This window comes from Erythrobacter sp. (assembly GCF_024305245.1).
GTDB lineage: Bacteria > Pseudomonadota > Alphaproteobacteria > Sphingomonadales > Sphingomonadaceae > Erythrobacter.
Genome location: NZ_JAMWYX010000002.1, coordinates 44,685 through 68,245, shown reverse-complemented (window position 1 = coordinate 68,245; position 23,561 = coordinate 44,685). Strand labels below are relative to the sequence as shown.

At 63.6% G+C, this 23,561-nt stretch carries 18 protein-coding genes; 14 read left to right on the top strand and 4 right to left on the bottom strand.

Annotation, left to right across the window (positions count from 1 at the left end; translation table 11 throughout):
* The first annotated feature begins 10 nt into the window (after positions 1-10).
* The 10 genes from bchL (at position 11) to hemA (ending at position 8,596) form a co-directional block, all read left to right on the top strand.
* Complete coding sequence (gene bchL, locus Q0L48_RS03355) at positions 11-907, top strand: ferredoxin:protochlorophyllide reductase (ATP-dependent) iron-sulfur ATP-binding protein (RefSeq protein ID WP_296717266.1); 897 nt, start codon at positions 11-13, stop codon at positions 905-907.
* A complete protein-coding gene (gene bchM, locus Q0L48_RS03350) occupies positions 907-1,611 on the top strand; it encodes a magnesium protoporphyrin IX methyltransferase (protein WP_296717264.1) in 705 nt (234 codons plus the stop codon). The genes bchL and bchM overlap by 1 nt, the downstream gene beginning before the upstream one ends.
* On the top strand, positions 1,608-3,047 hold the full coding sequence (locus Q0L48_RS03345; protein WP_296717262.1) for a BCD family MFS transporter: 1,440 nt from the start codon (positions 1,608-1,610) through the stop codon (positions 3,045-3,047). The genes bchM and Q0L48_RS03345 overlap by 4 nt, the downstream gene beginning before the upstream one ends.
* A 73-nt stretch (positions 3,048-3,120) precedes the next feature.
* Positions 3,121-3,927, top strand: coding sequence for a photosynthetic reaction center subunit H (puhA, locus tag Q0L48_RS03340; RefSeq protein WP_296717260.1), 807 nt, complete (start codon positions 3,121-3,123; stop codon positions 3,925-3,927).
* Complete coding sequence (gene puhB, locus Q0L48_RS03335; protein ID WP_296717257.1) at positions 3,918-4,679, top strand: photosynthetic complex putative assembly protein PuhB; 762 nt, start codon at positions 3,918-3,920, stop codon at positions 4,677-4,679. Before puhA ends, puhB begins: the two co-directional genes overlap by 10 nt.
* Positions 4,676-5,161 carry a photosynthetic complex assembly protein PuhC gene (gene puhC, locus Q0L48_RS03330; RefSeq protein ID WP_296717255.1) on the top strand — a complete coding sequence of 162 codons (486 nt, stop codon included), beginning with the start codon at positions 4,676-4,678 and terminating at the stop codon, positions 5,159-5,161. Before puhB ends, puhC begins: the two co-directional genes overlap by 4 nt.
* Positions 5,162-5,470, top strand: coding sequence for a hypothetical protein (locus Q0L48_RS03325; protein WP_296717254.1), 309 nt, complete (start codon positions 5,162-5,164; stop codon positions 5,468-5,470). It abuts the gene before it with no gap.
* Positions 5,467-6,540, top strand: coding sequence for a magnesium-protoporphyrin IX monomethyl ester (oxidative) cyclase (gene acsF, locus Q0L48_RS03320; protein ID WP_296717250.1), 1,074 nt, complete (start codon positions 5,467-5,469; stop codon positions 6,538-6,540). The genes Q0L48_RS03325 and acsF overlap by 4 nt, the downstream gene beginning before the upstream one ends.
* Complete coding sequence (gene puhE, locus Q0L48_RS03315) at positions 6,534-7,352, top strand: putative photosynthetic complex assembly protein PuhE (RefSeq protein ID WP_296717247.1); 819 nt, start codon at positions 6,534-6,536, stop codon at positions 7,350-7,352. The genes acsF and puhE overlap by 7 nt, the downstream gene beginning before the upstream one ends.
* 23 nt (positions 7,353-7,375) lie before the next feature.
* Positions 7,376-8,596, top strand: a complete 1,221-nt coding sequence (gene hemA, locus Q0L48_RS03310) for a 5-aminolevulinate synthase (RefSeq protein ID WP_296717901.1) — start codon at positions 7,376-7,378, stop codon at positions 8,594-8,596.
* A gap of 90 nt (positions 8,597-8,686) precedes the next feature.
* Here hemA and Q0L48_RS03305 read toward each other — a convergent pair whose 3' ends face one another.
* From Q0L48_RS03305 to Q0L48_RS03295, 3 genes are read right to left on the bottom strand one after another with little or no spacing between them, the layout of a single operon-like run.
* On the bottom strand, positions 8,687-10,774 hold the full coding sequence (locus Q0L48_RS03305) for a glycoside hydrolase family 97 protein (RefSeq protein ID WP_367273995.1): 2,088 nt from the start codon (positions 10,772-10,774) through the stop codon (positions 8,687-8,689).
* Positions 10,771-12,135, bottom strand: coding sequence for an alpha-amylase family glycosyl hydrolase (locus tag Q0L48_RS03300; protein WP_296717245.1), 1,365 nt, complete (start codon positions 12,133-12,135; stop codon positions 10,771-10,773). Before Q0L48_RS03300 ends, Q0L48_RS03305 begins: the two co-directional genes overlap by 4 nt.
* Complete coding sequence (locus tag Q0L48_RS03295; RefSeq protein ID WP_296717243.1) at positions 12,135-13,724, bottom strand: MFS transporter; 1,590 nt, start codon at positions 13,722-13,724, stop codon at positions 12,135-12,137. The genes Q0L48_RS03300 and Q0L48_RS03295 overlap by 1 nt, the downstream gene beginning before the upstream one ends.
* A gap of 307 nt (positions 13,725-14,031) precedes the next feature.
* On the opposite strand from Q0L48_RS03295, the gene Q0L48_RS03290 reads away from it, so the two are divergent.
* The 4 genes from Q0L48_RS03290 (at position 14,032) to Q0L48_RS03275 (ending at position 20,124) form a co-directional block, all read left to right on the top strand.
* Positions 14,032-15,879 (top strand): alpha-amylase family glycosyl hydrolase, encoded by a 1,848-nt coding sequence (locus Q0L48_RS03290; protein ID WP_296717240.1) that lies wholly within the window; start codon positions 14,032-14,034, stop codon positions 15,877-15,879.
* A gap of 88 nt (positions 15,880-15,967) precedes the next feature.
* Positions 15,968-17,569 (top strand): alpha-amylase family glycosyl hydrolase, encoded by a 1,602-nt coding sequence (locus tag Q0L48_RS03285; RefSeq protein ID WP_367274002.1) that lies wholly within the window; start codon positions 15,968-15,970, stop codon positions 17,567-17,569.
* Positions 17,566-18,594 carry a LacI family DNA-binding transcriptional regulator gene (locus Q0L48_RS03280; RefSeq protein WP_296717234.1) on the top strand — a complete coding sequence of 343 codons (1,029 nt, stop codon included), beginning with the start codon at positions 17,566-17,568 and terminating at the stop codon, positions 18,592-18,594. The genes Q0L48_RS03285 and Q0L48_RS03280 overlap by 4 nt, the downstream gene beginning before the upstream one ends.
* A 3-nt stretch (positions 18,595-18,597) precedes the next feature.
* Positions 18,598-20,124, top strand: coding sequence for a tryptophan halogenase family protein (locus Q0L48_RS03275; RefSeq protein ID WP_296717231.1), 1,527 nt, complete (start codon positions 18,598-18,600; stop codon positions 20,122-20,124).
* A 349-nt stretch (positions 20,125-20,473) separates the two neighbouring features.
* On the opposite strand, the gene Q0L48_RS03270 is transcribed toward Q0L48_RS03275, so the two are convergent.
* A complete protein-coding gene (locus Q0L48_RS03270) occupies positions 20,474-23,254 on the bottom strand; it encodes a TonB-dependent receptor (RefSeq protein ID WP_296717227.1) in 2,781 nt (926 codons plus the stop codon).
* Positions 23,255-23,561: the final 307 nt, after the last annotated feature.

Below are 23,561 nucleotides of genomic sequence, written 5' to 3'. Positions count from 1 at the left end.
ATCGTAAACTATGAACCTGCACAGCCCCCAATCCGCTTTCAGCAAGCCCGACGGCGAAGGATCGGTCCAGGTCCAGCTCGACCCGGCCGACAAGATCAAGGGCGCCAAGGTGTTCGCCGTTTACGGCAAGGGCGGGATCGGCAAATCGACCACGTCGTCGAACCTTTCGGCCGCCTTCTCGAAGCTGGGTCACAAGGTGCTGCAGATCGGCTGCGATCCCAAGCATGACAGCACCTTCACGCTGACCAAGAAACTGATGCCGACCGTCATCGACGTGCTGGAAACGGTCGAGTTCCACGCCGAGGAACTGCGGCCCGAAGACTACATGTTCGAAGGTTATAACGGCGTCATGTGCGTCGAGGCCGGCGGACCGCCCGCTGGTACCGGCTGCGGCGGCTATGTGGTCGGGCAGACGGTCAAGCTGCTGAAACAGCACCACCTGCTGGAAGAAACCGACGTCGTCATCTTCGACGTGCTGGGCGATGTGGTGTGCGGCGGCTTTGCCGCGCCGCTGCAACACGCCGAACGTGCGCTGGTGGTGGCGGCCAATGATTTCGACAGCATCTTCGCGATGAACCGGATCGTTGCGGCAATCGCCGCCAAATCGAAGAATTACGATGTGCGCCTTGCAGGCGTAGTCGCCAATCGCAGCAAGGACACCGACGAGATCGACCGTTTCTGCGACAAGGTCGGCATGCCGCGCCTCGCGCATTTCCGCGATGTCGATGCGATCCGCCGCTCGCGCCTGAAGAAGTGCACCTTGTTCGAGATGGGCGACGATCCCGAAGTGATCGCGGCGCAGGACGAATATCTGCGGCTGGCAGCGATGCTGTGGGCCGGGGTCGATCCTTCGAAAGCGCAGCCGATGAAGGACCGCGACATCTTCGATTTTCTGGGGTTCGAATAATGGCGACGCGGCTTCCTTCCGGATACGACGACCGGCGCGAGGCGCTGGCGACCTATTTCGACAGCACCGCGCGTCAGGCGTGGATCGATCTCACATCCGACACCAAGGTCAGCGGCATCCGCGCCACGGTGCGGGCCGGACGCGATGCCATGCGCGCGACGCTGCTTTCCTGGCTGCCCGATGACCTGCGCCGCACCAAGGTGCTGGACGCTGGCTGCGGCACGGGGGCACTGGCGGTTTCGGCCGCCTGCCGCGGCGCGGACGTGACCGGGATCGACGTGGCCGGCGGGCTGGTCGAGGTCGCACGCGAACGCGCGCCCTCGTTCCTCGGCCACGGGCGTATCCGTTGGCGCGCGGGTGATATGCTCGATCCCGATCTGGGCACCTTCGAGCACGTTGTGGCGATGGATTCGCTGATCCATTATCAGCCGGAAGATCTGGTCGATGCACTCGGCCAACTGGCCCAGCGCACCAACCGTTCGATCCTGTTCACCTTCGCCCCGCGCACACGGCTGCTGAGCGCGATGCATGAAGTCGGCAAAATCTTCCCCAAATCCGACCGCTCCCCCGCCATCGTGCCGACCGCCGAAAGCGATCTGCGCGAACGCCTCGGCAATCTGCCGGGCTGGAGCATCGGACGCACCCAGCGCATCTCCAGCGGTTTCTACAAATCGCAGGCGCTGGAACTGGTGAGGCACGGATGAAGCGTTCGGACCGCCCTCTGGCACCGCATTGGACGGAGGTGGCTTTCCGCCTCTTGCCGTTTGCGGATGCTGCGAGTGCGGACCTGCCGCTCGGCCAGTTGCTGCGCCTGTCCCTGTTTCAGGTAACGGTGGGCATGGCGACTGTGCTGCTGAACGGCACATTGAACCGGGTGATGGTGGTCGAACTCGGCACGCCGACCTGGCTGGTGGCGCTGCTGATTGCAGTGCCGTTACTGGTCGCGCCGTTTCGCGCGCTGATCGGGCACAAGTCCGACACCCACCGGTCGGTGCTCGGCTGGCGGCGCGTGCCCTATATCTGGTTCGGCACGCTGATGCAGTTCGGCGGGCTTGCGATCATGCCCTTCGCGCTGCTGCTGCTCGGCACGCCCGACCGCTTCGAAATCGGCCTTGTCGCCGCCATCGCCGCCTTCCTGCTGACCGGAACCGGATTTCACGTCACGCAGACTGCCGGGCTTGCGCTGGCGACCGATCTGGCGCCGGAAAGCAAGCGCCCGCGTGCGGTGGCACTGCTTTATGTAATGCTGCTGGTGGGCATGATGTTCGCTGCCTTCGTGATCGGCGGCGTGCTGATGGATTACAGCGCGACCAAGCTGGTGCAGGTGATCCAGGGCTGCGCGGTATTGACCATCGTGCTCAACGTCATCGCCCTGTGGAAGCAGGAGGCGCGCAACACCAAGGTGACCGCGCCCGACCGCGAAACCCCGGTGTTCTCGGACCTGTGGCAGGCATTCGTGCGCGACGGGCGCAATGCGCGGCTGCTGACGGCAATCGGTATCGGCGCGATGGGCTTTGCGATGCAGGATGCGTTGCTCGAACCCTACGGCGGCGAAATCCTCGGCCTGTCGGTTGGTGCGACCACCGGACTGACCGGCGCATGGGCGCTCGGTTCGCTGGTGGGTTTCACGGTCTCGGGCCGCTGCCTTGCACGCGGATGGGATCCGCTGCGCCTGTCGGGCGCGGGTATCGTGATCGGGATCAACGCCTTTCTGCTCGTGCTGTTCGCTGGACCATTCGCGTCTCCGGCAATGCTGTATTGCGGCGCGCTCGGGATCGGGCTCGGGCTCGGGCTGTTTTCGGTCGGCACGCTGATCGAGGCGATGACCATCGCCAAAAGCGAAACCGCTGGCCTTGCGCTGGGTGCGTGGGGGGCGGTTCAGGCGACCTGTGCTGGTATCGGCATCGCGATCGGCGGGCTGCTGCGCGATCTGGTCGCTGCGCTGGTGCAAAGCGGCGATGCCCCGGCCACCATGGCTACACGCGCGAGTGGTTATGCCACCGTCTACATGCTTGAAATCGCCCTGCTGCTGGCAGGCCTTGCCGCGATTGGGCCGCTGGTCGGCTCGCGGCGCAACCGGCCCGTTGACGAGGTCGGCCCGCACGGCCAGCCCTTCGGCCTGAGGGAGTTTCCGACATGATTACCCAAGCCTGCCCGTATTCTATTCTGCCCGGCGCCGCCTCAGCCGACCCTATTCATGAGAGGAACGTGAAATGAACCACGCCTATATCGTCGGCACATTCGATGTCGCCGAACTCGCCTTTCTGCTGTTCTTCGTCTTCTTCATCGCGCTGGTGTTCTACCTTAACCGGGAAAGCCGCCGCGAGGGCTATCCGCTCGAAGAAGAGGAAAACGGGAGAATCCTTCCCATCAGCCTGTTCGATGGCGACAAGAAGGCGTTCCAGCTGCCGCATGGTCGCGGCACTTACATCCCCGAGGATGTCCCCCGGGATGATCTGACCGTTGCCGGTGTGCAGGGCTTCCGCGCTGCGGGCGCGCCCTATGTGCCATCGGGCAATGCGATGAAGGACGGCATGGGGCCGGCTGCATGGGCCAATCGCGCCAAGTATCCCGACCTGACCTTCGATGGCCGCCCGCGCATCGTGCCGATCGCGCAAAGCCATGATCTGGTGATTGCCGATAATGATCCCAAGCTGATCGGCTGGCCGGTGATGTCGGCCGACAAGAAGACAGTCGGCACGGTCACCGATATCTGGGTCGATCAGGCCGAACACATGATCCGCTATCTCGAAATCGAGACCACCACCGGCAAGAAGGTGCTCGCACCGATGATGGTAGCCTCGGTTCACGGCAACAGCCTGCTGGCCGCGCTGCTGCCCACCACCAGTGACGAGCCCGAGTTCGTCGAGATCGATGCGATCACCGCCGCACAGTTCGAGGATGTTCCCGCGCTGGAAACCCCCGGCCTCATCACCCGCTACGAAGAAGACCGCATTCAGGCCTACTTCGGCGGCGGTTATATGTATGCGACACCGGAAAGGGCTGAACCATGGCTCTGACAACCACCGACACCCGGGCAGCGACGGACATGCCGCTGCCCGGCGGGATCGATCACGCCGAACTGGAGAACGACGGCCCGACCGCTCACGGCGATCGGCTCGGCACGCCCGCACCGGATGAAACCGTGCTGTGGAAAGGCCGTCCGGGTCTCGGCATGCTGGCCCGTACCGCATTCCACACCCGCACGCTGGGGCTGTACATGGGCGCGCTGATCGTGATTGCGGTCGTCAGCGGCAGGAACGATGCGGCGATGGTCGCTGCGGGACTGGGCGCGGTGCTGATCGCGCTGCTCTATTTCCTCGCCTGGCTGAGCGCGCGCAGCACGCTTTATATCCTTACCGATGTGCGCCTGATCATGCGGATCGGCATGGCGATCGAGACGCGGATCAATATTCCGCTCAAGCAGGTCAAGGCCGCCCATCTGCGTCCGCGCGGGGGTGACTACGGCGACATCGCGCTGGAAATCGGCGGCGACCGGCTGCTCGGTCATATCCTGCTGTGGCCGCATGTGCGCCCTTGGCAGTTTACGCAGCCGCAGCCTATGCTGCGTGCGGTGCCCGATGCGGCGCGGCTTGCACAGATGATCGCCGATGTACGCGCGCAATATGGTGCAATCGACCTGAATTTGAGCGAGATCAAGGAAGCGCCTGTCTCCGCAGGCCATCACGCCCCGGTCGCCGCGCCGGTTGCAGCCCGCACGCCGGTCGGCAATCGCCTGAGCGACAAGGGATTTGAAGGAGCGCCGGCATGATCGTTCGTGAATACGAGAAGGACGAGATTACGGTCCAGAAGGTGCCGTTGATGCTGATGGGCGGGCTCGTAGTGATCACGCTGGCGCTGACGGCGTCGGTGCAACTCGGCTTTTTCGAACGCAGCTCGATCCCCGCACAGGCGCGTGCAGAAGCCGGCATCCAGCCGGTGGCGGCGCGCACCCTGCGCTTCTTCGACGAACCGGACGGCACCGTGCGCGCCGAAGACGGCGCCACCGCCGAAGTGCTCAGCCGGTTTTCTCCCGGCGAAGGCGGCTTCATCCGCGCCAGCGTCCGCAGCCTCGTCCACCAGCGCCGCATCCGCGGTGAAGGGCCGGCGGTTCCGTTCGAACTGACCGAATGGGAAAACGGCGCGCTGACGCTGCGCGACCCGGTCACCGGCAAAAGTGTCGAGGTTTCGTCCTTCGGGCCGGATAATCGCGCGGTTTTCGCCAATATGCTCCCACAGAAGGACGCCCGGTAAATGGTCGCATTGTTCCTTGGTCAGAGCGCGCGATCGTTCGATGTCGGCTGCACGATTACGGTCGAGCAGAGCCCCGATCATTTCCACGCCCATGTCGAGCTTGACGGGGATGTGGCAATCAATCCGGGTGACAAGGTCAGGGTGCATGGCTCGCCGATCCAGATCAAATTCGGCGAGAGCGTCGTTGTCCAGCGCGCTGCCACAGTCACCCGGGCCACCGCGCTCGAGCGGGGACTGACGCGGTTGGCGGCCTATTTCGACCTCAAGGAACTTTACGAAGTCAGTTTCACCCCGGGGAGGGTACGATGAACGCGCATACCAAGATCGACGCAACGCTCACCCGCGAGCATGCGATGGAGATCGCCCAGCAAAGCACGATGCTGAGCCCGCGCTTCTACACCACCGATTATGATGCGCTCGACGCGATCGACGTTTCCGGCGTGCGTGCGGAGTGGGACCAGCTGATCAGTGACATGGTCGGCGATCCCAACAAGAAGCACTTCAAGCAGGACGACACCTTCCACGGCGTAATCGAAGGGCTTGAACCGGAACTGCGCGCCGAATTCGTCGATTTCCTCGTCAGCTCGCTGACCTCGGAATTTTCCGGCTGCGTGCTTTATGCCGAGATTGCCAAGCGCACCAAGAACCCGGATGTGAAGCAGCTGTTCAAGCTGCTCGCCCGCGATGAAAGCCGCCATGCCGGTTTCATCAACGAAACGCTCAAGGATTCCGGCATCGGCATCGATCTGGGCTTCCTGACGCGGACCAAGAAATACACCTTCTTCAAGCCGAAATTCATCTTCTACGCGGTCTATCTGTCGGAGAAGATCGGCTACGCCCGCTACATCACCATCTTCCGGCACCTGCAGGCCAACCCGCAGAACCGCTTCCACCCGATCTTCCGCTGGTTCGAAGACTGGTGCAACGACGAGTTCCGCCACGGCGAGGCCTTTGCCATGCTGCTGCGCGCCGATCCCAAGCTGCTGACCGGCATGAACAAGCTGTGGGTGCGGTTCTTCCTCGTTTCGGTCTATGCCACGATGTTCGTGCGCGACCATGCGCGGCCCGTGTTCCACAAGGCGCTGGGCGTCGATCCGACCGAGTATGATTACAAGGTGTTCGCGATCACCAACCAGATCAGCCGCCAGGTCTTCCCGGTCGAACTCGACATCGACAGCCCCGGCTTTCGCGCCGCGATGAGCGCACTGCTGCGCGCTTCGCGCCGGATCGAGGAAGGCAAGGAACGCGGCGGGATCACCGGGCTGGCAATGCGGGCTTCGGGAATGGCTGGCGCCGCTTTCAACTTCGCCCGGCTCTATCTGCACCCGACCAAGTCGAACGCGCTGCCCGGTGCGATCAGGCTGCAGCCCGCGTGGTAAGCTGGAGCGGTCATATTGTACCGTTCATCGTAACGGTCGCGATCTGGTTCATCGCCACCGGGCTGATCGCCTGGGCGGATAACCGTGAACGCGCCACCTTCTCGCGCAGTCTGGTGATCGGCAGTGTGGCCGGTATTGCCGGACTGGTGGTGATCCTTGTCGCGTCGCTTTCGGCCGAGGTGTGGGCAGTGTATCTCGCCTTTGTCGGCGCACTGATGGTGTGGGGCTGGCATGAACTCAGCTTCCTCACCGGTGCCGCCGCCGGGCCGCGCCGCGGGCCGAGCGATCCGTCGCTCACCGGCGTTGCACGCTTCCGTCAGGCCGCCGGCACGGTGATGCATCACGAGGTTGCGCTGGCGCTCACCGCGCTGCTGCTGATCTCGCTGTCGTGGAATGTACCCAACCAGATCGGCGCGACCGTGTTCGTGCTGATGTTCGGGATGCGGCTGATTTCCAAGATCAACCTGTTCGTCGGCGTGCCCAACAGCACATCGGAAATGCTGCCTGAACATCTCGCCTATCTGAAGACCTATTTCGGCCGCAACCGCATGACTGTGCTGCTGGCGCTGTCGGTCGCAGGTCTTGTGGCGATGAGCGCGTGGTTCGCCACGCTCGCGCTCGCCGCGCCGGTCGGCAGTGCACAGATGGTGGGGGGCAGCCTGCTGTTCACCCTTAGCCTGCTGGGCGTGCTAGAACATCTCTTCCTTGCCCTGCCCTTCCGTGACGGAATGCTGTGGGGCTGGGCAATACCCAAGCGTGCGGGGCCGCAGCGGAAGGCTGCCGGCTCGCAGGAACGGAACGTAACGACATGACCATGACTAACGAGGGATACCCGATGGATTTCGAAGCCTTCTTCGCCGGCGAGCTGGAAACTGTGCGCGCCGATGGCCGTTACCGGGTGTTCACCGATATCAAGCGCCATCGCGGTCGCTTCCCGCACGCCACGCGCTTCATTGATGAGGAAACGCAGGCCGTCACCGTGTGGTGCTCGAACGACTACCTCGGCATGGGGCAGCACCCGGCGGTGCTCGAAGCCATGCATGATTGCCTCGACGAATGCGGCGCGGGCGCAGGCGGCACGCGCAATATTTCGGGCACCAACCACCACCACGTGCTGCTCGAACGCGAACTCGCCGACTTGCACGACAAGGAAAGCGCGCTGCTGTTCACCAGCGGATATGTCTCGAACTGGGCGGGCCTCGGCACGTTGGCGTCGAAGATTCCCGGCTGCGTCGTGTTCTCCGACGCGTTGAACCACGCTTCGATGATCGAAGGCATCCGCTATTCGCGCGCGCCCTACAAGATCTGGCGCCACAACGACGTCGCGCATCTCGACGAGATGCTGTCGCAATTCGGCCCCGAAGTGCCCAAGCTGGTCGCCTTCGAAAGCGTCTATTCGATGGACGGTGATATCGCCCCCATCGCGGCCATCCTCGACGTGTGCGAAAAGCATGGCGCAATGAGTTATATCGACGAAGTCCACGCGGTCGGCCTGTATGGCCCGCGCGGCGGCGGGATTGCCGAACGCGAAGGGTTGATGGACCGCATCACCGTGATCGAAGGCACGCTTGGCAAGGCATTCGGCGTGATGGGCGGCTATATCGCCGCGTCCGCCAACCTGATCGATTTCGTGCGCAGCTTTGCCAGCGGGTTCATCTTTTCGACCGCGCTGCCGCCGGCAGTGGCAGCGGGCGCTGCGGCCAGCATCCGCCACCTCAAGGTGAGCAGCGCAGAACGCGAACTGCAGCAGAAGCGCGTCGCGCAGGTGCGCCGGTCGCTCGACATCATGGGAATCCCGCACCTGGACAATCCCAGCCACATCATTCCGGTGATGGTTGGCGATGCCAAGAAGTGCAAGATGATCAGCGACTGGCTGATGGACAATCACGGCATCTATGTGCAGCCGATCAACTATCCGACGGTGCCCGTGGGGACCGAACGGCTGCGGATCACGCCGTCGCCGGTCCATACCGATGGCGACATCGACCGGCTGATCAGGGCGCTCAGCGAAATCTGGTCGCAATGCGAGCTTGCACGGATGGCGACCGCCGCCTAACCGGGCGCGGCAAACAGTTTTCCCTTGGACGGGAAGAAACAGGGGGCGGGTATCAGGCGATGCCCGCCCTTTCTGCTTACTGCTTGCCTGCTACCTGCCGATCGGAATGAAGCGCACCGCCACCCCGCCCGAAGCAGCGAGCCGCACGGCGAAGGTATCGCCGCCGGTCACGACCTTTTCCTCGATCACCATGGCATAGGGGTTGGTGTCCCAATGCGCATCCGGCCCGTCGCGGTAGATCTGGGCGCGGTATTGCTTGCCCTGTTCAAGGAAGCTGAGCGGTAGCGACAGATCGCGCGGGCTTTCATCAGTTACCGCACCAAGGAACCATTCTTTCGATGCACGCCCCTGCCGCGCGAAGGCGACATACTCGCCGACCTCTCCGGCGAGCGCGATGCTCTGCTCCCAGTCGGCCTCGACATCCTTGATGAACTGGAAGGCGTCAGGGCGCGCTTCGTAATTCTCGGGCAGGTCGGCGGCCATCTGCAGCGGCGAATACAGCACCACATACAGTGCCAGCTGCTTCGCCAGCGTGGTCTGCGGGCGGTTCGACGGATCGCCGCGCGGAATATCGGCGCGCACCGGCGGGCGCTCGTTGGGCTTGAGGTCGAAGATGCCCGGGGTGAAGTCCATCGGCCCGGCCAGCATCCGGGTGAAGGCCAGCATCGGCACGTGGCTGGGCGGGTTGGGCGGCGTGCCCCAGGCGTTGAATTCCATGCCGCGCGCGCCTTCGCGGGTCATCCAGTTGGGGTAGGTGCGGCGCAGGCCGGTGTCCTTGACCGGTTCATGCGCATTGATCGATATCTGCCGCTCGGCAGCCTCCTTCACCACCCGCAGGTGATGATCGACCATGACCTGGCTGTCATGCCATTCGTAGCGGCGAAGCCCCTTGTCATCCACCCGCACCACATCGCCCGCATCTGCGACATAGCCGGTTTTTACCTGCCGCACCCCGACCGATTTATAGAGGTCGAAGGCGGCCTCCAGCTGGCTTTCGTAATTGGCGATATTGGCCGAGGTTTCGTGGTGGCCGATCAGCCGCACACCTTTGGATTGCGCATAACGCCCCAGTTCGGCGAGGTCGAAATCGGGCATCGGCTCGGTGAAGCGGAACAGGTCGCCATTGTTGAACCAGTCCCCGTCCCAGCCGATGTTCCAGCCTTCCACCAGCACGCCCTTGAACCCATGCTCGGCGGCGAAATCGATGTAGCGTTTGGTCTCTGCGGTGGTCGCGCCGTGGATCGGGCCGCTGCCCCAGGTGCGATCATTGATGTGCATCGCCCACCAGATGCCGACATATTTGCCCGGCTCCACCCACGATACATCGCCCAGTTTGTTCGGTTCATTGAGGTTGAGGATGATGTCGGAATTGATCAGGCCGACCGCGTCTTGCGCGATCTGGATGGTGCGCCACGGCGATGTGAAGGGCGCGGTTGTGTTTACCTTCGGGCCGCCCTGCCAACTGCGCAGCCGCGCTTCGAAGGTGCCCGGCCGCAGCGCGCTCAGCGACATGGCCGAATAATCGACCAGCGCGGCCTCGTGGATGGCGAAATGGATGCCGCTTTCCTTGCGGAAGGTCGCAGGCGTGTGGGCATCGTCGACCGTCCCCGCCGCACCGGTGCGGGTGACGTATTCGTAGCGGTTGAATTCGTCCGAGGGCGTGTACCACATGGTCGCCGCCTCACCGACGGCGAACTGGGTCAGCTCGTCGACGATGGCGATCTCGCCGGTGAGGGCTGCCTGTTCGGCCAGCTCGTAACGAAAGCCGATCCCGCTATCGAAGGCACGGAACCGCACGGTCACCTGCCGCGCCGGGCCATCGGTCGCGGCAAAGGTGACCGCGAGTTCATTGTGCTGATCGCGCACCATCCGCCGCTCGCCCCACGGCTGCTCCCACGTGCTGTCATTGGCTGCGCGGGTCGCCCCGGCAATTTCAAGCCCGCGTTCGAAGCCGTGGTGTTCGGCGAACAGCATGCCCAGCCGCGAAGGCGCGATCACCTGATCGCCCTCGTAGCTGACTGCGTAGTTTGCGATCCCGTTATCGTCGCTGACAGTGACGGTGATCGTCCCGTCGGGCGAGGCAAGCTCGAGCGTCTCCGCCTTCAATGGCCCCGCGACCAGCACTATGGCCGCCAGCGCCGCCGATTTCGACCAGATCCGCATAACGTCCTGCCTCACTTGTTTTCCTTGAAAATCCGGTAGCCCCATGGGGCAAGATCGAGCGTTTCGCTGCCCGTGAATGCCGCCGCATCGCCGTTCAGCGCATCGCTGTAGCGGCCATGGTGGCGCGCGCGTTCGAACGTGACCGTCTGCGGCCGGGGTGACAGGTTGAACACCGCAAACACCCGCTCGCCTGCCTGCCCGCGCGTGAAGGCATAGACATCGGCGGTGGCATTGGTCGGCACCTCCACCATCGGCGCACCGTAACGACCGTTGTGCAGCGCGCCGGCCTCGGTCTTGAGCGCGATCAGCCTGGCAAACAGCGCGGCGTGCTTGCCCTCGCGCCACGCAATCGGATCGCGTTCGAAAAATTCCAACTGACGGGCGAGGTCGGCCTCCTGCCCGTTATAGATCAGCGGCAACCCGCTCCCCACGAATGACAGCGCAATCGCCGCTTCATAAGCGGGGCCATAGATTTCGGCCGCCACTCCGTCCCACGAATTCTGGTCATGGTTGTCGGTATAGACCATCCGCAGCGCCGCGTGCGGCCAGGTTTCGGCCTGCCCGGCGTAGTAGCCGCGCATCGCGCCTGCGCCGCTGCCGTCCTTCACCAGGCGCTGCATCGCCTCCTTCCAGCCCCAGCCATAGGTGGCATCGAAAGCGCGGGCGTGCAGATCGCGCTGCTCCCACTCGGCGAGCATGAAGACGGGCTTTACCGTGTCCAGTTCGGCCCGCGCGGTCTCCCAGAAATCGAGCGGGACGTAGCCGGCAACATCGGCGCGGTAACCGTCGATTCCGAATTCGCGCACCCAGTAAACGAGGCTTTCGGTCATGTAGCGGCGCAGACCGGGCTGGCTGTAATCGAAATCCGCCACGTCCGACCAGTCGGTGCCCTGCGGACTCATCAACGCGCCTTCGGGTGTGCGGGTGTACCATCCGGGGTGGCTCACCGTCAGCGGATTGTCATAGGCCGAATGGTTGGCGACCCAGTCGAGGATCACCTTCAGCCCCAGCCGGTGCGCCTCGTTCACGAAAGCGCGAAACTCCGCCTCGGTGCCCAGTTCCGGATTGACCGCGCGGTAGTCGCGCACCGCGTAGGGACTGCCGAGTGTGCCCTTGCGGTTCACCTCCCCGATGGGATGGATCGGCATCAACCAGATGATGTCCACGCCCATTGCGGCAAGGCGCGGCAGGTGGTCCTGCGCGGCGGCGAAGGTGCCCTCCGGCGTGAACTGGCGGGTGTTGAGCTGATACAGCACCGCATCGCGCGTCCACTCGGCATTCGTCACTTCGACCAGCGTGCGCGGCGTATAGACCGGCTCGGCCAATGCGGGCGAAGCCAGCATCGCCGCTGCCAGCAGAGCAAATCCCCGCCGCATCATGCCTCTCCTGCGCGCAGCAGCGGCGCGTCGGCAGGCAGGTCGCCATCGGCCACGAACAAAGTGGCGATCGCCGCCAGCACGAAGCTGACCGCAGCGATCACCATCGCGTAGATCGGCTCGCCGCCGAACAGGTTGGTGACGAGGAACCCCAGCACCGTCGCCGCCAGCAATTGCGGCACGACGATGAAAATGTTGAACACCCCCATGTAAATGCCCATTTTTTCCGCCGGGACGCAGCCAGCAAGGATCGCATAGGGCAACGACACGATCGATGCCCAGGCGATGCCGATACCGATCATCGGCACCCACAACAGCGCAGGATCGCGGATCAGCAGCATCCCGGCAAATCCCGCCGCGCCCAGCATCAAGTTGATCGCATGCAAGCGGATGCGATCGATCCGCGCGGCGATGAGGATAAATCCCAATGCCGCCGCCGCCGCCAGACCGTTCCTGACTGAGCCGAGCAAGGCCCACCAGTCGGCCGCGTCCTGATAGCCTTGCGTGGCCGGGTCGGGCGCACTGAAATGGTACTCGGCGACCGCAGGCGTGCCGTAAATCCACATCGCGAACATCGCGAACCAGCTGAAGAACTGCACCACCGCGAGCTGCTGCATGGTCTTGGGCATGGCGAACAGATCGCTGACCACTTCCATAAAACCGCTGTGGTTGCGCCCCTCGGCCCGCAAGACGCTCGCGACCAATTGGATGCCGCCGAATGCGGCGAGCAAGGCGGCCAGCACGTAAAGCTCCTGGGCGACCTCGATTGCGCCCAGAAACGCCGGGCGCGCTTCGCCGCGTGCCAGCGCGACGAAGGCGGCAAAGACCACGCCTGCGATGATCCACACCATCCCGCCCTTGCGGAATTGCGCGGCGCTGCGCAGCGCTGCGGCGGAGGTCTTGCGTGCGATGCCGAGCGCATTGCGCCGCGCCGCTTCGAACCCGGCCAATTCATCCGGCGAATATTCGCGGGTGGTGAACACCGTCCACGCGACCGCCGCCAGCAGCGCCGCCCCGCCGATATAGAACGCCCACTGCACCGTCTGCGGGATTTCGCCAGCCGGTGCGACATTGCTGAGGCCAAGCCAGTTGGTCATCACCCACGGCAGCGCGCCCGCCACCACCGCGCCCACCCCGATGAAAAAGCTCTGCATCGCGTAGCCCATCGTGCGCTGCCGGTCGGGCAGATTGTCGCCAACGAAGGCGCGGAACGGCTCCATCGTGACATTGAGCGAGGCGTCCATGATCCACAGCATCCCCGCCGCGACCCACAACACCGGCGAATTGGGCATCACGAACAGCGCGAGGCTGGCTAGCAGCGCGCCGACGAGGAAATAGGGCCGCCGTCGTCCGAACCTGCCCCACGTCTTGTCGGAAAGATGGCCGATGATCGGCTGCACGATCAGCCCCGTCATCGGCGCGGCAATCCACAGAATCGCCAGTTCATCGACCTCGGCGCCGAGCGTCTGGAAAATCCGGCTGACATTACCGTTCTGCAGGTCGAAACCGATCTGGATGCCCAGAAAGCCGAAGCTCATGTTCCATATCTGCGCTGGCTTCAGCGCGGGCTTGTGGCCTGCTGGCATCATGATCGCACTATCCTCTCCCGCCGCTCCCCGCTGCTGCAGGGATGACGCGGCACCCGCCGGGCGGTAAAATCGCGGCTCTCATGGCCGATGGCTTCCAACCCGTGCTAAGCTAGTCTGGACAGCTTGCAAAAATTTGCAAGAAACTTTGCGATCTTGATCGTGAAAATTCTCCCAAGAGCAGGCATTACGCTGCCTTTCATTGTTTTATCATTGGCTTATTTAATGCGTTCGGGACCAACACTGCCCTCTACAAAGATTTGCAAAAATTCGGGCATGATGCCAGAACGCCAACGGAGGGAGTTGGGTCATGATGCGAATCTTCGTAAGCGTAATCGCTGCGCTGTGCGCCGGCACCGCGTTGGCGGGCGAGAAATCTTCGGCCTTGCCGCCACTGGCCGATCGCGCGCCCGAGGACGAGATCATCTACTTCGTCCTGCCCGACCGGTTCGAGAACGGTGACCGGGCCAATGATCGTGGCGGGATAGAAGGCACGCGGCTCGATCACGGTTTTGATCCCGCCCACAAGGGCTTCTATCAGGGCGGCGATCTGAAGGGGCTGATGCAGCGGCTCGACTACATTCAGGGCCTCGGCGCGACCGCGATCTGGCTCGCGCCGGTGTTCAAAAACAAGCCGGTGCAGGGCCCGCCGGGACGCGAGAGTTCGGGCTATCACGGCTACTGGATCACCGATTTCCTCGACGTCGATCCGCATTTCGGCACCCGCGCGGAGTTCAAGGCGCTGGTCGATGCCGCCCACGCCCGCGGGATGAAAGTCTATATGGACATCATCACCAACCACACCGCCGACGTGATCAAATATGCCGAATGTTCCGGCCCGAATGCGCCCGAGGAATTGCGCAACAACGCGGCTTGTCCCTACCGTTCGGAGGGGGAATACCCCTACACCACCCGCGGCGCAGTAGACGGCGCGCCCATCAATCAGGGCTTCCTTGGCACCGATCCCAAGCATCTGACCGCAAAGAATTTCGCGCACCTGACCGATCCCGATTGGGCTTATACGACCTATGTTCCCGATGCCGAAAAGGCGATCAAGAACCCGGCGTGGCTCAACGATCCGATCTATTACACCAATCGTGGCGACAGTTTCTGGGAGGGCGAAAGCCGCACCACCGGTGATTTCTCCGGGCTCGACGACGTGATGACCACCAACCCGCGCGTGGTGGCGGGGTTCATCGACATCTACAAACAGTGGATCAGCGACTTCAAGGTCGACGGCTTCCGCATCGACACCGCCAAGCACGTGAACCCCGAATTCTGGCAGGTGTTCGCGCCGGCCATCCTCGATCACGCCCGTGCGCAAGGCATCCCGCATTTCCATATGTTCGGCGAGGCGTACGAATTCGAACCGGCGCATCTCGCCAAGTTCACCACGCAGGCCGGGCTTCCGGCAGTACTCGATTTCGCGTTTCAGGGCCGCGTGCGCGATGTGGTGGCAGGCGAGAAACCGGCCACGACGCTCAGCTACCTGTTCGAAACCGACGCGGTTTACGCCGAGGGGTTCGAAACCGCGAAGCAATTGCCGACCTTCCTCGGCAATCATGACATGGGCCGGTTCGCGATGTTCGTGAAGCAGGCCAATCCCGGCATTTCCGACGCCGAACTGGTCAGCCGGATCGAACTGGGCCACGCGCTGATGATGTTCTCGCGCGGGGTACCGACGATCTATTACGGCGACGAACAGGGCTTCGTCTCCGACGGTAACGATCAGGACGCGCGCGAGACGATGTTCCCGTCTGCCACCGCAGTCTACACCGATAACGACCTCGCTGGCACGGATGCGAGCGTGGCCACGAGCAATTTCGATCCCGCTCATCCGATCTACCGCGCTATTGCCGCAATGGCCGCGCTGCGCACGGCTGAACCGGCGCTGCGGCACGGGCAGCAGCTTACCCGCCATGCCGATCACGATGGCGGTGCGCTGGTGATTTCGCGGCTCGATCCCGAAGACCAAGGCGAGATCGTGATCGCCTTCAACGCCGGAGACACCCCGCGCCCGCTCGCCTTCCCGGTCGATGGCAGGGCGACGCAGTGGGAGTCGCTTTCGGGCGATTGTCCGTCTAACAGCGCGGCTATCGGCGCCTATCACCTCACCATCCCGGCCACCGGCTATATCGTCTGCAGGGCGGAGTACTGATCCCGTGAATGCCTCGTCCGTCGGCGCTGCATCGGCCGCCGCACCTGCTGCCGAAACCACTGCTGCGCTCGCCTGGTGGCGCGGCGCCGTGATCTACCAGATCTACCCGCGCAGCTTTCGCGACACCAATGGTGACGGGATCGGCGATCTGGCCGGGATCGTCGAGGGGCTGGACTATATCGCCGGACTGGGGGTCGACGGGATCTGGATTTCGCCCTTCTTCACCTCGCCGATGCGCGATTTCGGTTATGACGTGGCCGATTATTGCGGGATCGATCCGACCTTCGGCACCTTCGCCGATTTCGACCGGATCATCGAAAAGGCGCACGGGCTGGGCCTGAAGGTCATCATCGATCAGGTCTATTCGCACACGTCGGACGAACACGACTGGTTTCGCGAAAGCCGGAGCGATCGCACCAATCCCAAGGCCGACTGGTACGTCTGGGCCGATCCCAAGCCCGATGGATCGCCCCCGTCGAACTGGCAATCGGTGTTCGGTGGTTCCGCCTGGCAGTGGGACGGGCCGCGCAAGCAGTATTACCTGCACAATTTCCTCACCAGCCAGCCCGATCTCAACGTCCATAACCGCGAGGTGCAGGATGCGCTGCTGGATGTCGCGCGGTTCTGGCTGGAGCGCGGCGTTGACGGCTTCAGGCTCGATGCGCTGAATTTTTCGATGCATGATCCCGATTTGCGCGACAATCCGCCCTCGGGCCTGCCGCTGGAACTGGTGACGCGCCCGTTCGACATGCAGGCCAAGCGTTACAACCAGTCGCACCCCGATATCGTCGCGTTCCTCGAGCGGATCAGGCAGACGATCGACGAATTTCCGGGCCGCTTCACTGTCGCCGAAGTTGGCGGGCCGGAGCCGCTGGCGGAAATGAAGGCGTTTACCCAAGGCGGCAAGCGGCTGGATTCGGCCTATAATTTCGATTTTCTCTACGCCCCGCAGCTCACTGCGCCGCTGGTTCGCGCCAGTCTTGCGCAGTGGAGCGGCGAGCCGGGCGAGGGTTGGCCTTCGTGGGCATTTTCTAATCACGATGCCCCGCGCGCGATTACCCGCTGGGTGCAGGGCGGCGACCACGCCCGCGCCGCACGGCTCAATCTGCTGCTGCTGCTCGCGCTTCGCGGCAACCCGATCATCTATCAGGGCGAGGAGCTGGGCCTGCCGCAGGGCGAGGTCGCTTTCGAGGATCTGCTCGACCCCGAAGCCATCACCAACTGGCCGCACACGCTGGGGCGCGACGGAGCGCGCACCCCGATGCCGTGGCAGGCGAGCGCACCGCAGGCGGGCTTTTCGAGTGCCAACCGCACCTGGCTGAAGCTCGATCCCGCGCACGCCGCATTTGCGATCGACCGGCAAGCGGAGGATCTGCAATCGAGCCTGCATTACACCCGCAAGTTGCTGGCGCTGCGACGGCAGCTGCCGGCGCTGGTGATCGGCGATATCACTCTGCTCGACACGCCCGACGCGATCGTTGCCTTCGTGCGCCGCACTGCCAGCGATGCCGTGCTGTGCGCCTTCAATCTGAGCAATGAGGCGCAGAGCTGGGCACCGCCCGAGGAATTCGCCGCGGCGCAACTGCTGGCGAATGAAAGCACCATCGGCAGCGCGGCAAGACCGCCCATGGTGCTGGCGCCGTGTTCGGGTTACTGGGTTGCAAACAACCCGGAGCCCGCCTGCCAATGAACGCAACCCGGCCTGCCTCACGGCGCAGCGCCACGCTGGAGGACATCGCGCGTGAGGCCGGAGTGTCGGTCTCGACCGTTAGCCGCGCGCTGAACGACAGTCCTTCGGTCAAGCGGCGTACCAAGCAGCAGATCTGGCAGATCGCGCGGGCGCATGACTATGAATTCCGCGCCAGCATGCCCGCCGGGCCGAGCGGGGCCGATGCGACGATTGCGGTGGTCGTTCCCGCTCCGCAGGCGCGCGAAAGCCGGGTGGCGGACCCGTTCTTCCTCGAACTGCTGGCGGGAATTGCTGAGGCCGCGCGCGAACGCAACGCCGACCTCCTGATCAGCCATCTGACCCCGCGCGCGGGTGAGGATCTCGACTACGCGATGAGCACCAGCCGCGCGACCGGCGTGATCTTCATCGGGCAAAGCTCGCTCCACCATGCGTTCAACGCGCTGGCGCTGCGCGACAATCGCTTCGTGGTGTGGGGCGCGGAGTTTCCCGATGCGCAATATTGCGCAATCGGATCGGACAATGTCGCAGGCGGGCGGCGCGCAACCTCGCACCTCGTCCGCCTTGGCCGCCGCCGCATCCTGTTCCTCGGCGATACCGAAGCGCCCGAGGCCGAACAGCGCAGCCGCGGCTATCGTCAGGCGCTGGCACAGGCCGGGATCGGGTCCGACGACAGCCTGATCGTTCCGGCCCATTTCGAGGTCCATTCCGCCGAGGCCGCGACCCGCAGCGCGATTGCCCGCGGCCTGAAGTTCGACGCGGTGTTTGCCGCCAGCGATCTCATCGCGATCGGCGCGATCCGCGCGCTTACCCGCTCCGGGGTCGATGTGCCCGCCGATGTCTCGGTGGTGGGGTATGACAACATCCCGGCAGCGCGGCTCGTCACCCCGCAACTGACCACCATCGATCAGGACGCGAACCTGGCCGGACGGATGCTGGTGTCCAAGCTGATCGACCGCGGCGATGGCCCGGCGATTTCCGAACGGCTCGAAACCAGCCTGCTGATCCGCGAAAGCTGCGGCGGATAGCGGATGACCGCCGATGCCGCCCCTGCCCCGCTCACCAGCATCGTCATTGTCGGCGGCGGCAGTGCGGGCTGGATGACGGCGGCCGCGCTCGCCGATGTCGTTGGCCGCGATTGCGCCATCACGCTGATCGAAAGCGAAGCGATCGGCACCGTCGGCGTGGGCGAAGCGACCATCCCGCCGATCCGCAATTTCAACCAACGGCTCGGGATCGACGAGGCAACCTTTGTGCGCGAGACGCAAGGATCGTTCAAACTCGGGATCGAGTTCGTCGACTGGGGCAAGCGCGGACACAGCTATTTCCACCCCTTCGGCCAATACGGCGCCGAGTTCGATGCCGTGCCGTTCTATCACCACTGGATGCGCGAATATCTGGCCGGGCGCGTCACCGGCCCGATCGACGATTTCTCGATGTGCTGGGCCATGGCCAAGGCGGGCAAGTTCACGCACCCTTCCGCTGATCGGCGGCTGATCCAGTCGACCTTCGATTATGCCTATCACTTCGACGCCGGGCTCTACGCCGCTTTCCTCAGGCGCTTTGCCGAGGCGCGCGGCGTCGTGCACAAGGAAGGCCGCGTCGTCGACGTAGGTTTGCGCGGCGCGGATGGTTTCATCGAACATGTCACGCTGGAGAGCGGGGAGACGGTGAGCGGCGAGTTCTTTATCGATTGCAGCGGCTTTCGCGGACTTCTGATCGAGGAGGCGCTGGAAGCGGGCTATGACAACTGGCAGCACTGGCTGCCGTGTGACCGCGCGGTGGCAGTGCCCTGTGAGAAGGGCGAATTCACGCCCTACACCCGCTCCACTGCCAAGGTTGCTGGCTGGCAATGGCGCATCCCGCTGCAGCACCGCACCGGCAACGGCTACGTCCATTGCAGCGAGTTCATTTCGGAGGACGCCGCCAGCGCCGAACTGCTCGCCACCCTTGACGGCAAGCCTCTGGCTGACCCGCGCACATTGCGCTTCGTCACCGGCAAACGCCGCGAGTTTTGGAAGCGCAATTGCGTCGCCATCGGACTTTCGGCGGGGTTCATGGAGCCGCTCGAATCGACCAGTCTGCACCTCATCCAGTACGGCATCCTGCGGCTGATCGCGCTGCTGCCCGATAATGCGATGTCGCCGCTGCTGGCGCGCGAATACAACGCGCAGACCACCAGCGAATACGAGCGGATCCGCGACTTTCTGATCCTGCATTACAAGGCCAGCGAGCGGGACGATTCCGAGCTGTGGCGCTACTGCGCGGCGATGCCGATCCCCGACAGCCTGCAATACAAGATCGACCACTTCGCCGCTCACGGCATGCTGGTTTCCGGCGAGCGCGAGCTGTTCGCCAACCCCAGCTGGATCGCGGTCTATCTCGGCCAGGGCATCGTGCCCGCCCGTGCACCCGCCCTCGCCGCAATGCGTGGAGGCGTGCCGGTGGGCGAGCGTCTGGCGCAAATCCGCAGCGCGATGGACGAGGCGGTGGCCGCGATGCCGGGCCATGGCGAATTCGTCGCCCGCCACTGCGCCGCGCCGCCGATCACCACCTGATCGCGCCGCCTATCGTCGCTTCGACGAAGGCTCTGCCACGCCGATTAACCCCGGCGCGCGCTGCGCGGCGGCGCGTGTAGGAGACACATGAGACACTGTCCAAGGAGCGAAAATCTTCGCCCTCATCCGATGTCATCGGGAGGCGGAAAAAGCACTTGCGGCAAGGCATGGCGCCGACGCTGCCACCCGCAACACAAGTAGGAAAGCGGATGCACCGCTTATGCCGCCTCGCGCCGGTGTCTCGCCTGCCGCGGCACTGAAAGCCCGGACGCGGAAAGGGCCCGCCATTGCTGGCGAGCCCTTCCTGAAACCCTGGAGCGACCCGAGGGTTGTATTGCGATGCTACCGATCAGAAGTTCTTGCGGATCGTGAAGTTGAACGTCCGCCCGTAGATCTCGTGGCGGCTCGGGAAGGTGCCGACCACGTCGCCGCCGACCCCCAGCAGATCGTTCTGGGTCACGAAGGGTTCGTTGGTCAGGTTGAACGCTTCCAACAGAATCCCGACGCCGTTGAGCGGGCTGCCCGGCTTTTCGAAGGTGTAGCCGATCTGCGCATCGATGATGGTTTCACCCTGCGCATCCGCCCCGTCGAGCCCGCCGGAGAAGTTCTGCACTTCGGACAGGAAGGCACCGCGGTAACGCGCGGCGAGTTTGGCTCGGAAGCCGTACTTCTCGTAGAAGATATCGCCCGACCAGGTGACATCCGAATATCCCGGAATGCGGATCGGGTTGAGCCCCGGCTGTTCGATCTCGGCATCGGCATAGGTCACGCTGGCGAACCCGCCGAACCCGTCGAGCGCGGTCGAGACATCGCCGAAATCGAACCGCAGCGTGCCTTCGATCCCGGTGATCGATCCGTCCGCGAAGTTCACCGGACCGCCGAACACGCCGGTGGCCAGTTCGGGCGCTGTCGTAAGGATCGATCCGAACCCGGCATTCTCGATTTGCTGGGTCAGGTCGATCGTTTCGCTGAGATCGAGCACCCAGTCGGACAATTCCTTGTGGAATGCCGCGACGATAATCGCCGAACCGGGCGTGAAATACTTTTCGAACGACACGTCGAATGATGTCGACCGGTAAGGCTGCAACGTCGGGTTGCCCCCGCCCAGATTGAAACATACCAGCGTGGGCGGATTGAAGCCGATCACCGTATCGGGGATCTGGTCGCCATTCGTGTCCGCACAGCTCAGCGGATTGACGGAGATGTTCTGGTTTGCCGCCAGCTGATCCAGCCGCGCGCGGGTGATGGTCTTGGCCGCCGCGACACGGATGAAGGTGTCCTGCGCAACCTCGAAGCTGAGGTTCATGCTCGGCAGCCAGTTATCGTAGCTCGCGCTCACATCATTGGTGAACCCGCCGCTGATCGTGCCGACCGAGGATTGTTCGGTATCGGCATAGCGCAGGCCGATATTGCCGCGCACCGGAACCGATCCCAGATCACCGTCGATATTGGCCTGGATGTAGAAGTTGTGGATCTTCTCCTCGACCACCCATTCGGTGTCGTCGGTCGCCCGTTCCAGCTGATAGACGCCGCTGTCCAGCAGCGCCGCCGGATTATAGGCGATGATGTCCTGCCCGATCCCCTTGGAATTGGACGACCCGATAATCAGGTCGGCCGGGATCGCCAGCGAGCTGTCCGTGAAAGCGGGGCCGGCGCGCAGGAACGTGCCGTTATTGTCGAAATCCTTGTTGCGATCGGTGTAGAGCCAACCGACCACGATGCTGTCGATCATCCCGCCGTCGAATTCCCATGAGGCTTCGGCGCGCAGCTGATGAAGTTCGTCGTTGATCTCCGGTTCGCGCAGGAATCCGACCTGGCCCCAGCCGCCGGGATCGGTCAGCAGGACATTGGCCGGATCGGCGTAATCGATCAGCCCGTCGATCGAATATTCGCCGCTTTCGGGGAAGGTGAAGGTCAGCGTGTCCTGCGCACCCGAGCGGGCACGGCCGGTCCCTGCGTAGGATTCGAAATCGACATCGTCACGGTCGAGCGTAGAATACCCGTAATCGAGCACGAAGCCGAGATTGTCGTTCGCCCGCCATTCCAGATTACCGCCGATCGCGAAGATCGAGGATTCGGCGCCTTCGGTGTCGGTGCGCAAGATCGGCACCACCGCCGAATAGGTCGCCGTGTCAGCGAACGGGCCGCTGCCGGTCGCGCTGTCGAAACTCGCCCCGCTCCACGAAGCGATCGGAGTTTCGGTGCCGCGGAAGATGCCGGAATCGCTGGTATCGGTGTAGAAGCTGTCGATCGTCAGCGCGAAATTGTCGGTCGGTTCGAACTGCAGTGTCCCGGCAACCGAGGTGCGTTCGAAACTGCGGCTCTGCACGCCCTGACGCGGATTGTCGCTGGGATAAATCACCCCGTCGGCCGTGCGCGAGACCTGGTCGTTGCGGGTCTTCAACTCGCGCTGGATGATGTGGGTCGGTATCGATTGAGTCGTCACGCCCAGCGACCAGCCCAGCGTGCCGCTGGCGTTCTGATCGATGTAGCTGGCGAAGAAGCGGTACCCGTCATCCGAAAAATCGGGGTTCAGCGATCCCTGATCGTTGATCGTGTAGGTCGCCTGCGCGGTGATCTGGCGATCCTTGTAGTCGAGCGGCTTGATCGTGCGCAGATCGACCGCGCCGGCAATGCCGATGGCGGCCAGTTGCGCATCGCCGGTCTTGTAGACCACGCCCGAGCCGATCAGTTCGGACGGAAACTGGTCGAATTCGATCCCGCGGTTGTTACCCGCCGAAACCACTTCGCGGCCATTGAGCAGCGCGAGCGAGAAGTCGGGGCCGAGGCCGCGGATCGAGATCTGCTGCGAACGTCCGCGCACGCGCTGGGCGGTGACGCCGGGCAGACGCGCCAGCGTATCGGCGATCGAAAGGTCGGGCAGCAGGCCGATGTCTTCGGACGAGATCACTTCGACGATGGAGGTCGCATTGCGCTTGGCATCGAGCGAGGACTGGATCGAGCTGCGGATGCCGGTGACGACAATCGCGTTCTCTTCATCATCGGCGGTGGCGGTTGCCGGTTCTTCGGCGTCCTGCGCCAGCACCGGTGCGCCGGTCGCGGCCAGCGCCAGAAAGGTTGCGGCCCCGCAAAGCAGACGCGCGCTCACATTGATCCCGTTGGTCTTCATCTGAAATCCCCTCCAGCAAGCGACATCATGCGTGCGCTTTTGCAGGTTTTTTCATAGCGCAGTCTGCAGCCGAGGTAAATCGCCAATCGCGCGGCCGGGTCCGGCCCTGATTTTGCGCCACATTCCATAAATTTATCAACGGTATGGATGCAGGATACAGCCCAATCCTCCGACCAATGCCGAAAGGTTTCAACAGTTTGTTGCCCGATTGTCACAGTCTTTCCAGGGCGCTCTGCAGTGCTGCACAGGCAGGGCGAGGGCCGCATTGACGAGGCGGAACGACTTTCCATTATATTATTTTGGATCA

Bases quoted from the DNA above. Each gene is read 5' to 3' on its own strand.
- bchL (WP_296717266.1), top strand. From the start codon at position 11: ATGAACCTGCACAGCCCCCAATCCGCTTTCAGCAAGCCCGACGGCGAA.
- bchM (WP_296717264.1), top strand. From the start codon at position 907: ATGGCGACGCGGCTTCCTTCCGGATACGACGACCGGCGCGAGGCGCTG.
- Q0L48_RS03345 (WP_296717262.1), top strand. From the start codon at position 1,608: ATGAAGCGTTCGGACCGCCCTCTGGCACCGCATTGGACGGAGGTGGCT.
- puhA (WP_296717260.1), top strand. From the start codon at position 3,121: ATGAACCACGCCTATATCGTCGGCACATTCGATGTCGCCGAACTCGCC.
- puhB (WP_296717257.1), top strand. From the start codon at position 3,918: ATGGCTCTGACAACCACCGACACCCGGGCAGCGACGGACATGCCGCTG.
- puhC (WP_296717255.1), top strand. From the start codon at position 4,676: ATGATCGTTCGTGAATACGAGAAGGACGAGATTACGGTCCAGAAGGTG.
- Q0L48_RS03325 (WP_296717254.1), top strand. From the start codon at position 5,162: ATGGTCGCATTGTTCCTTGGTCAGAGCGCGCGATCGTTCGATGTCGGC.
- acsF (WP_296717250.1), top strand. From the start codon at position 5,467: ATGAACGCGCATACCAAGATCGACGCAACGCTCACCCGCGAGCATGCG.
- hemA (WP_296717901.1), top strand. From the start codon at position 7,376: ATGGATTTCGAAGCCTTCTTCGCCGGCGAGCTGGAAACTGTGCGCGCC.
- Q0L48_RS03300 (WP_296717245.1), bottom strand. From the start codon at position 12,135: ATGCGGCGGGGATTTGCTCTGCTGGCAGCGGCGATGCTGGCTTCGCCC.
- Q0L48_RS03295 (WP_296717243.1), bottom strand. From the start codon at position 13,724: ATGATGCCAGCAGGCCACAAGCCCGCGCTGAAGCCAGCGCAGATATGG.
- Q0L48_RS03290 (WP_296717240.1), top strand. From the start codon at position 14,032: ATGATGCGAATCTTCGTAAGCGTAATCGCTGCGCTGTGCGCCGGCACC.
- Q0L48_RS03280 (WP_296717234.1), top strand. From the start codon at position 17,566: ATGAACGCAACCCGGCCTGCCTCACGGCGCAGCGCCACGCTGGAGGAC.
- Q0L48_RS03275 (WP_296717231.1), top strand. From the start codon at position 18,598: ATGACCGCCGATGCCGCCCCTGCCCCGCTCACCAGCATCGTCATTGTC.
- Q0L48_RS03270 (WP_296717227.1), bottom strand. From the start codon at position 23,254: ATGAAGACCAACGGGATCAATGTGAGCGCGCGTCTGCTTTGCGGGGCC.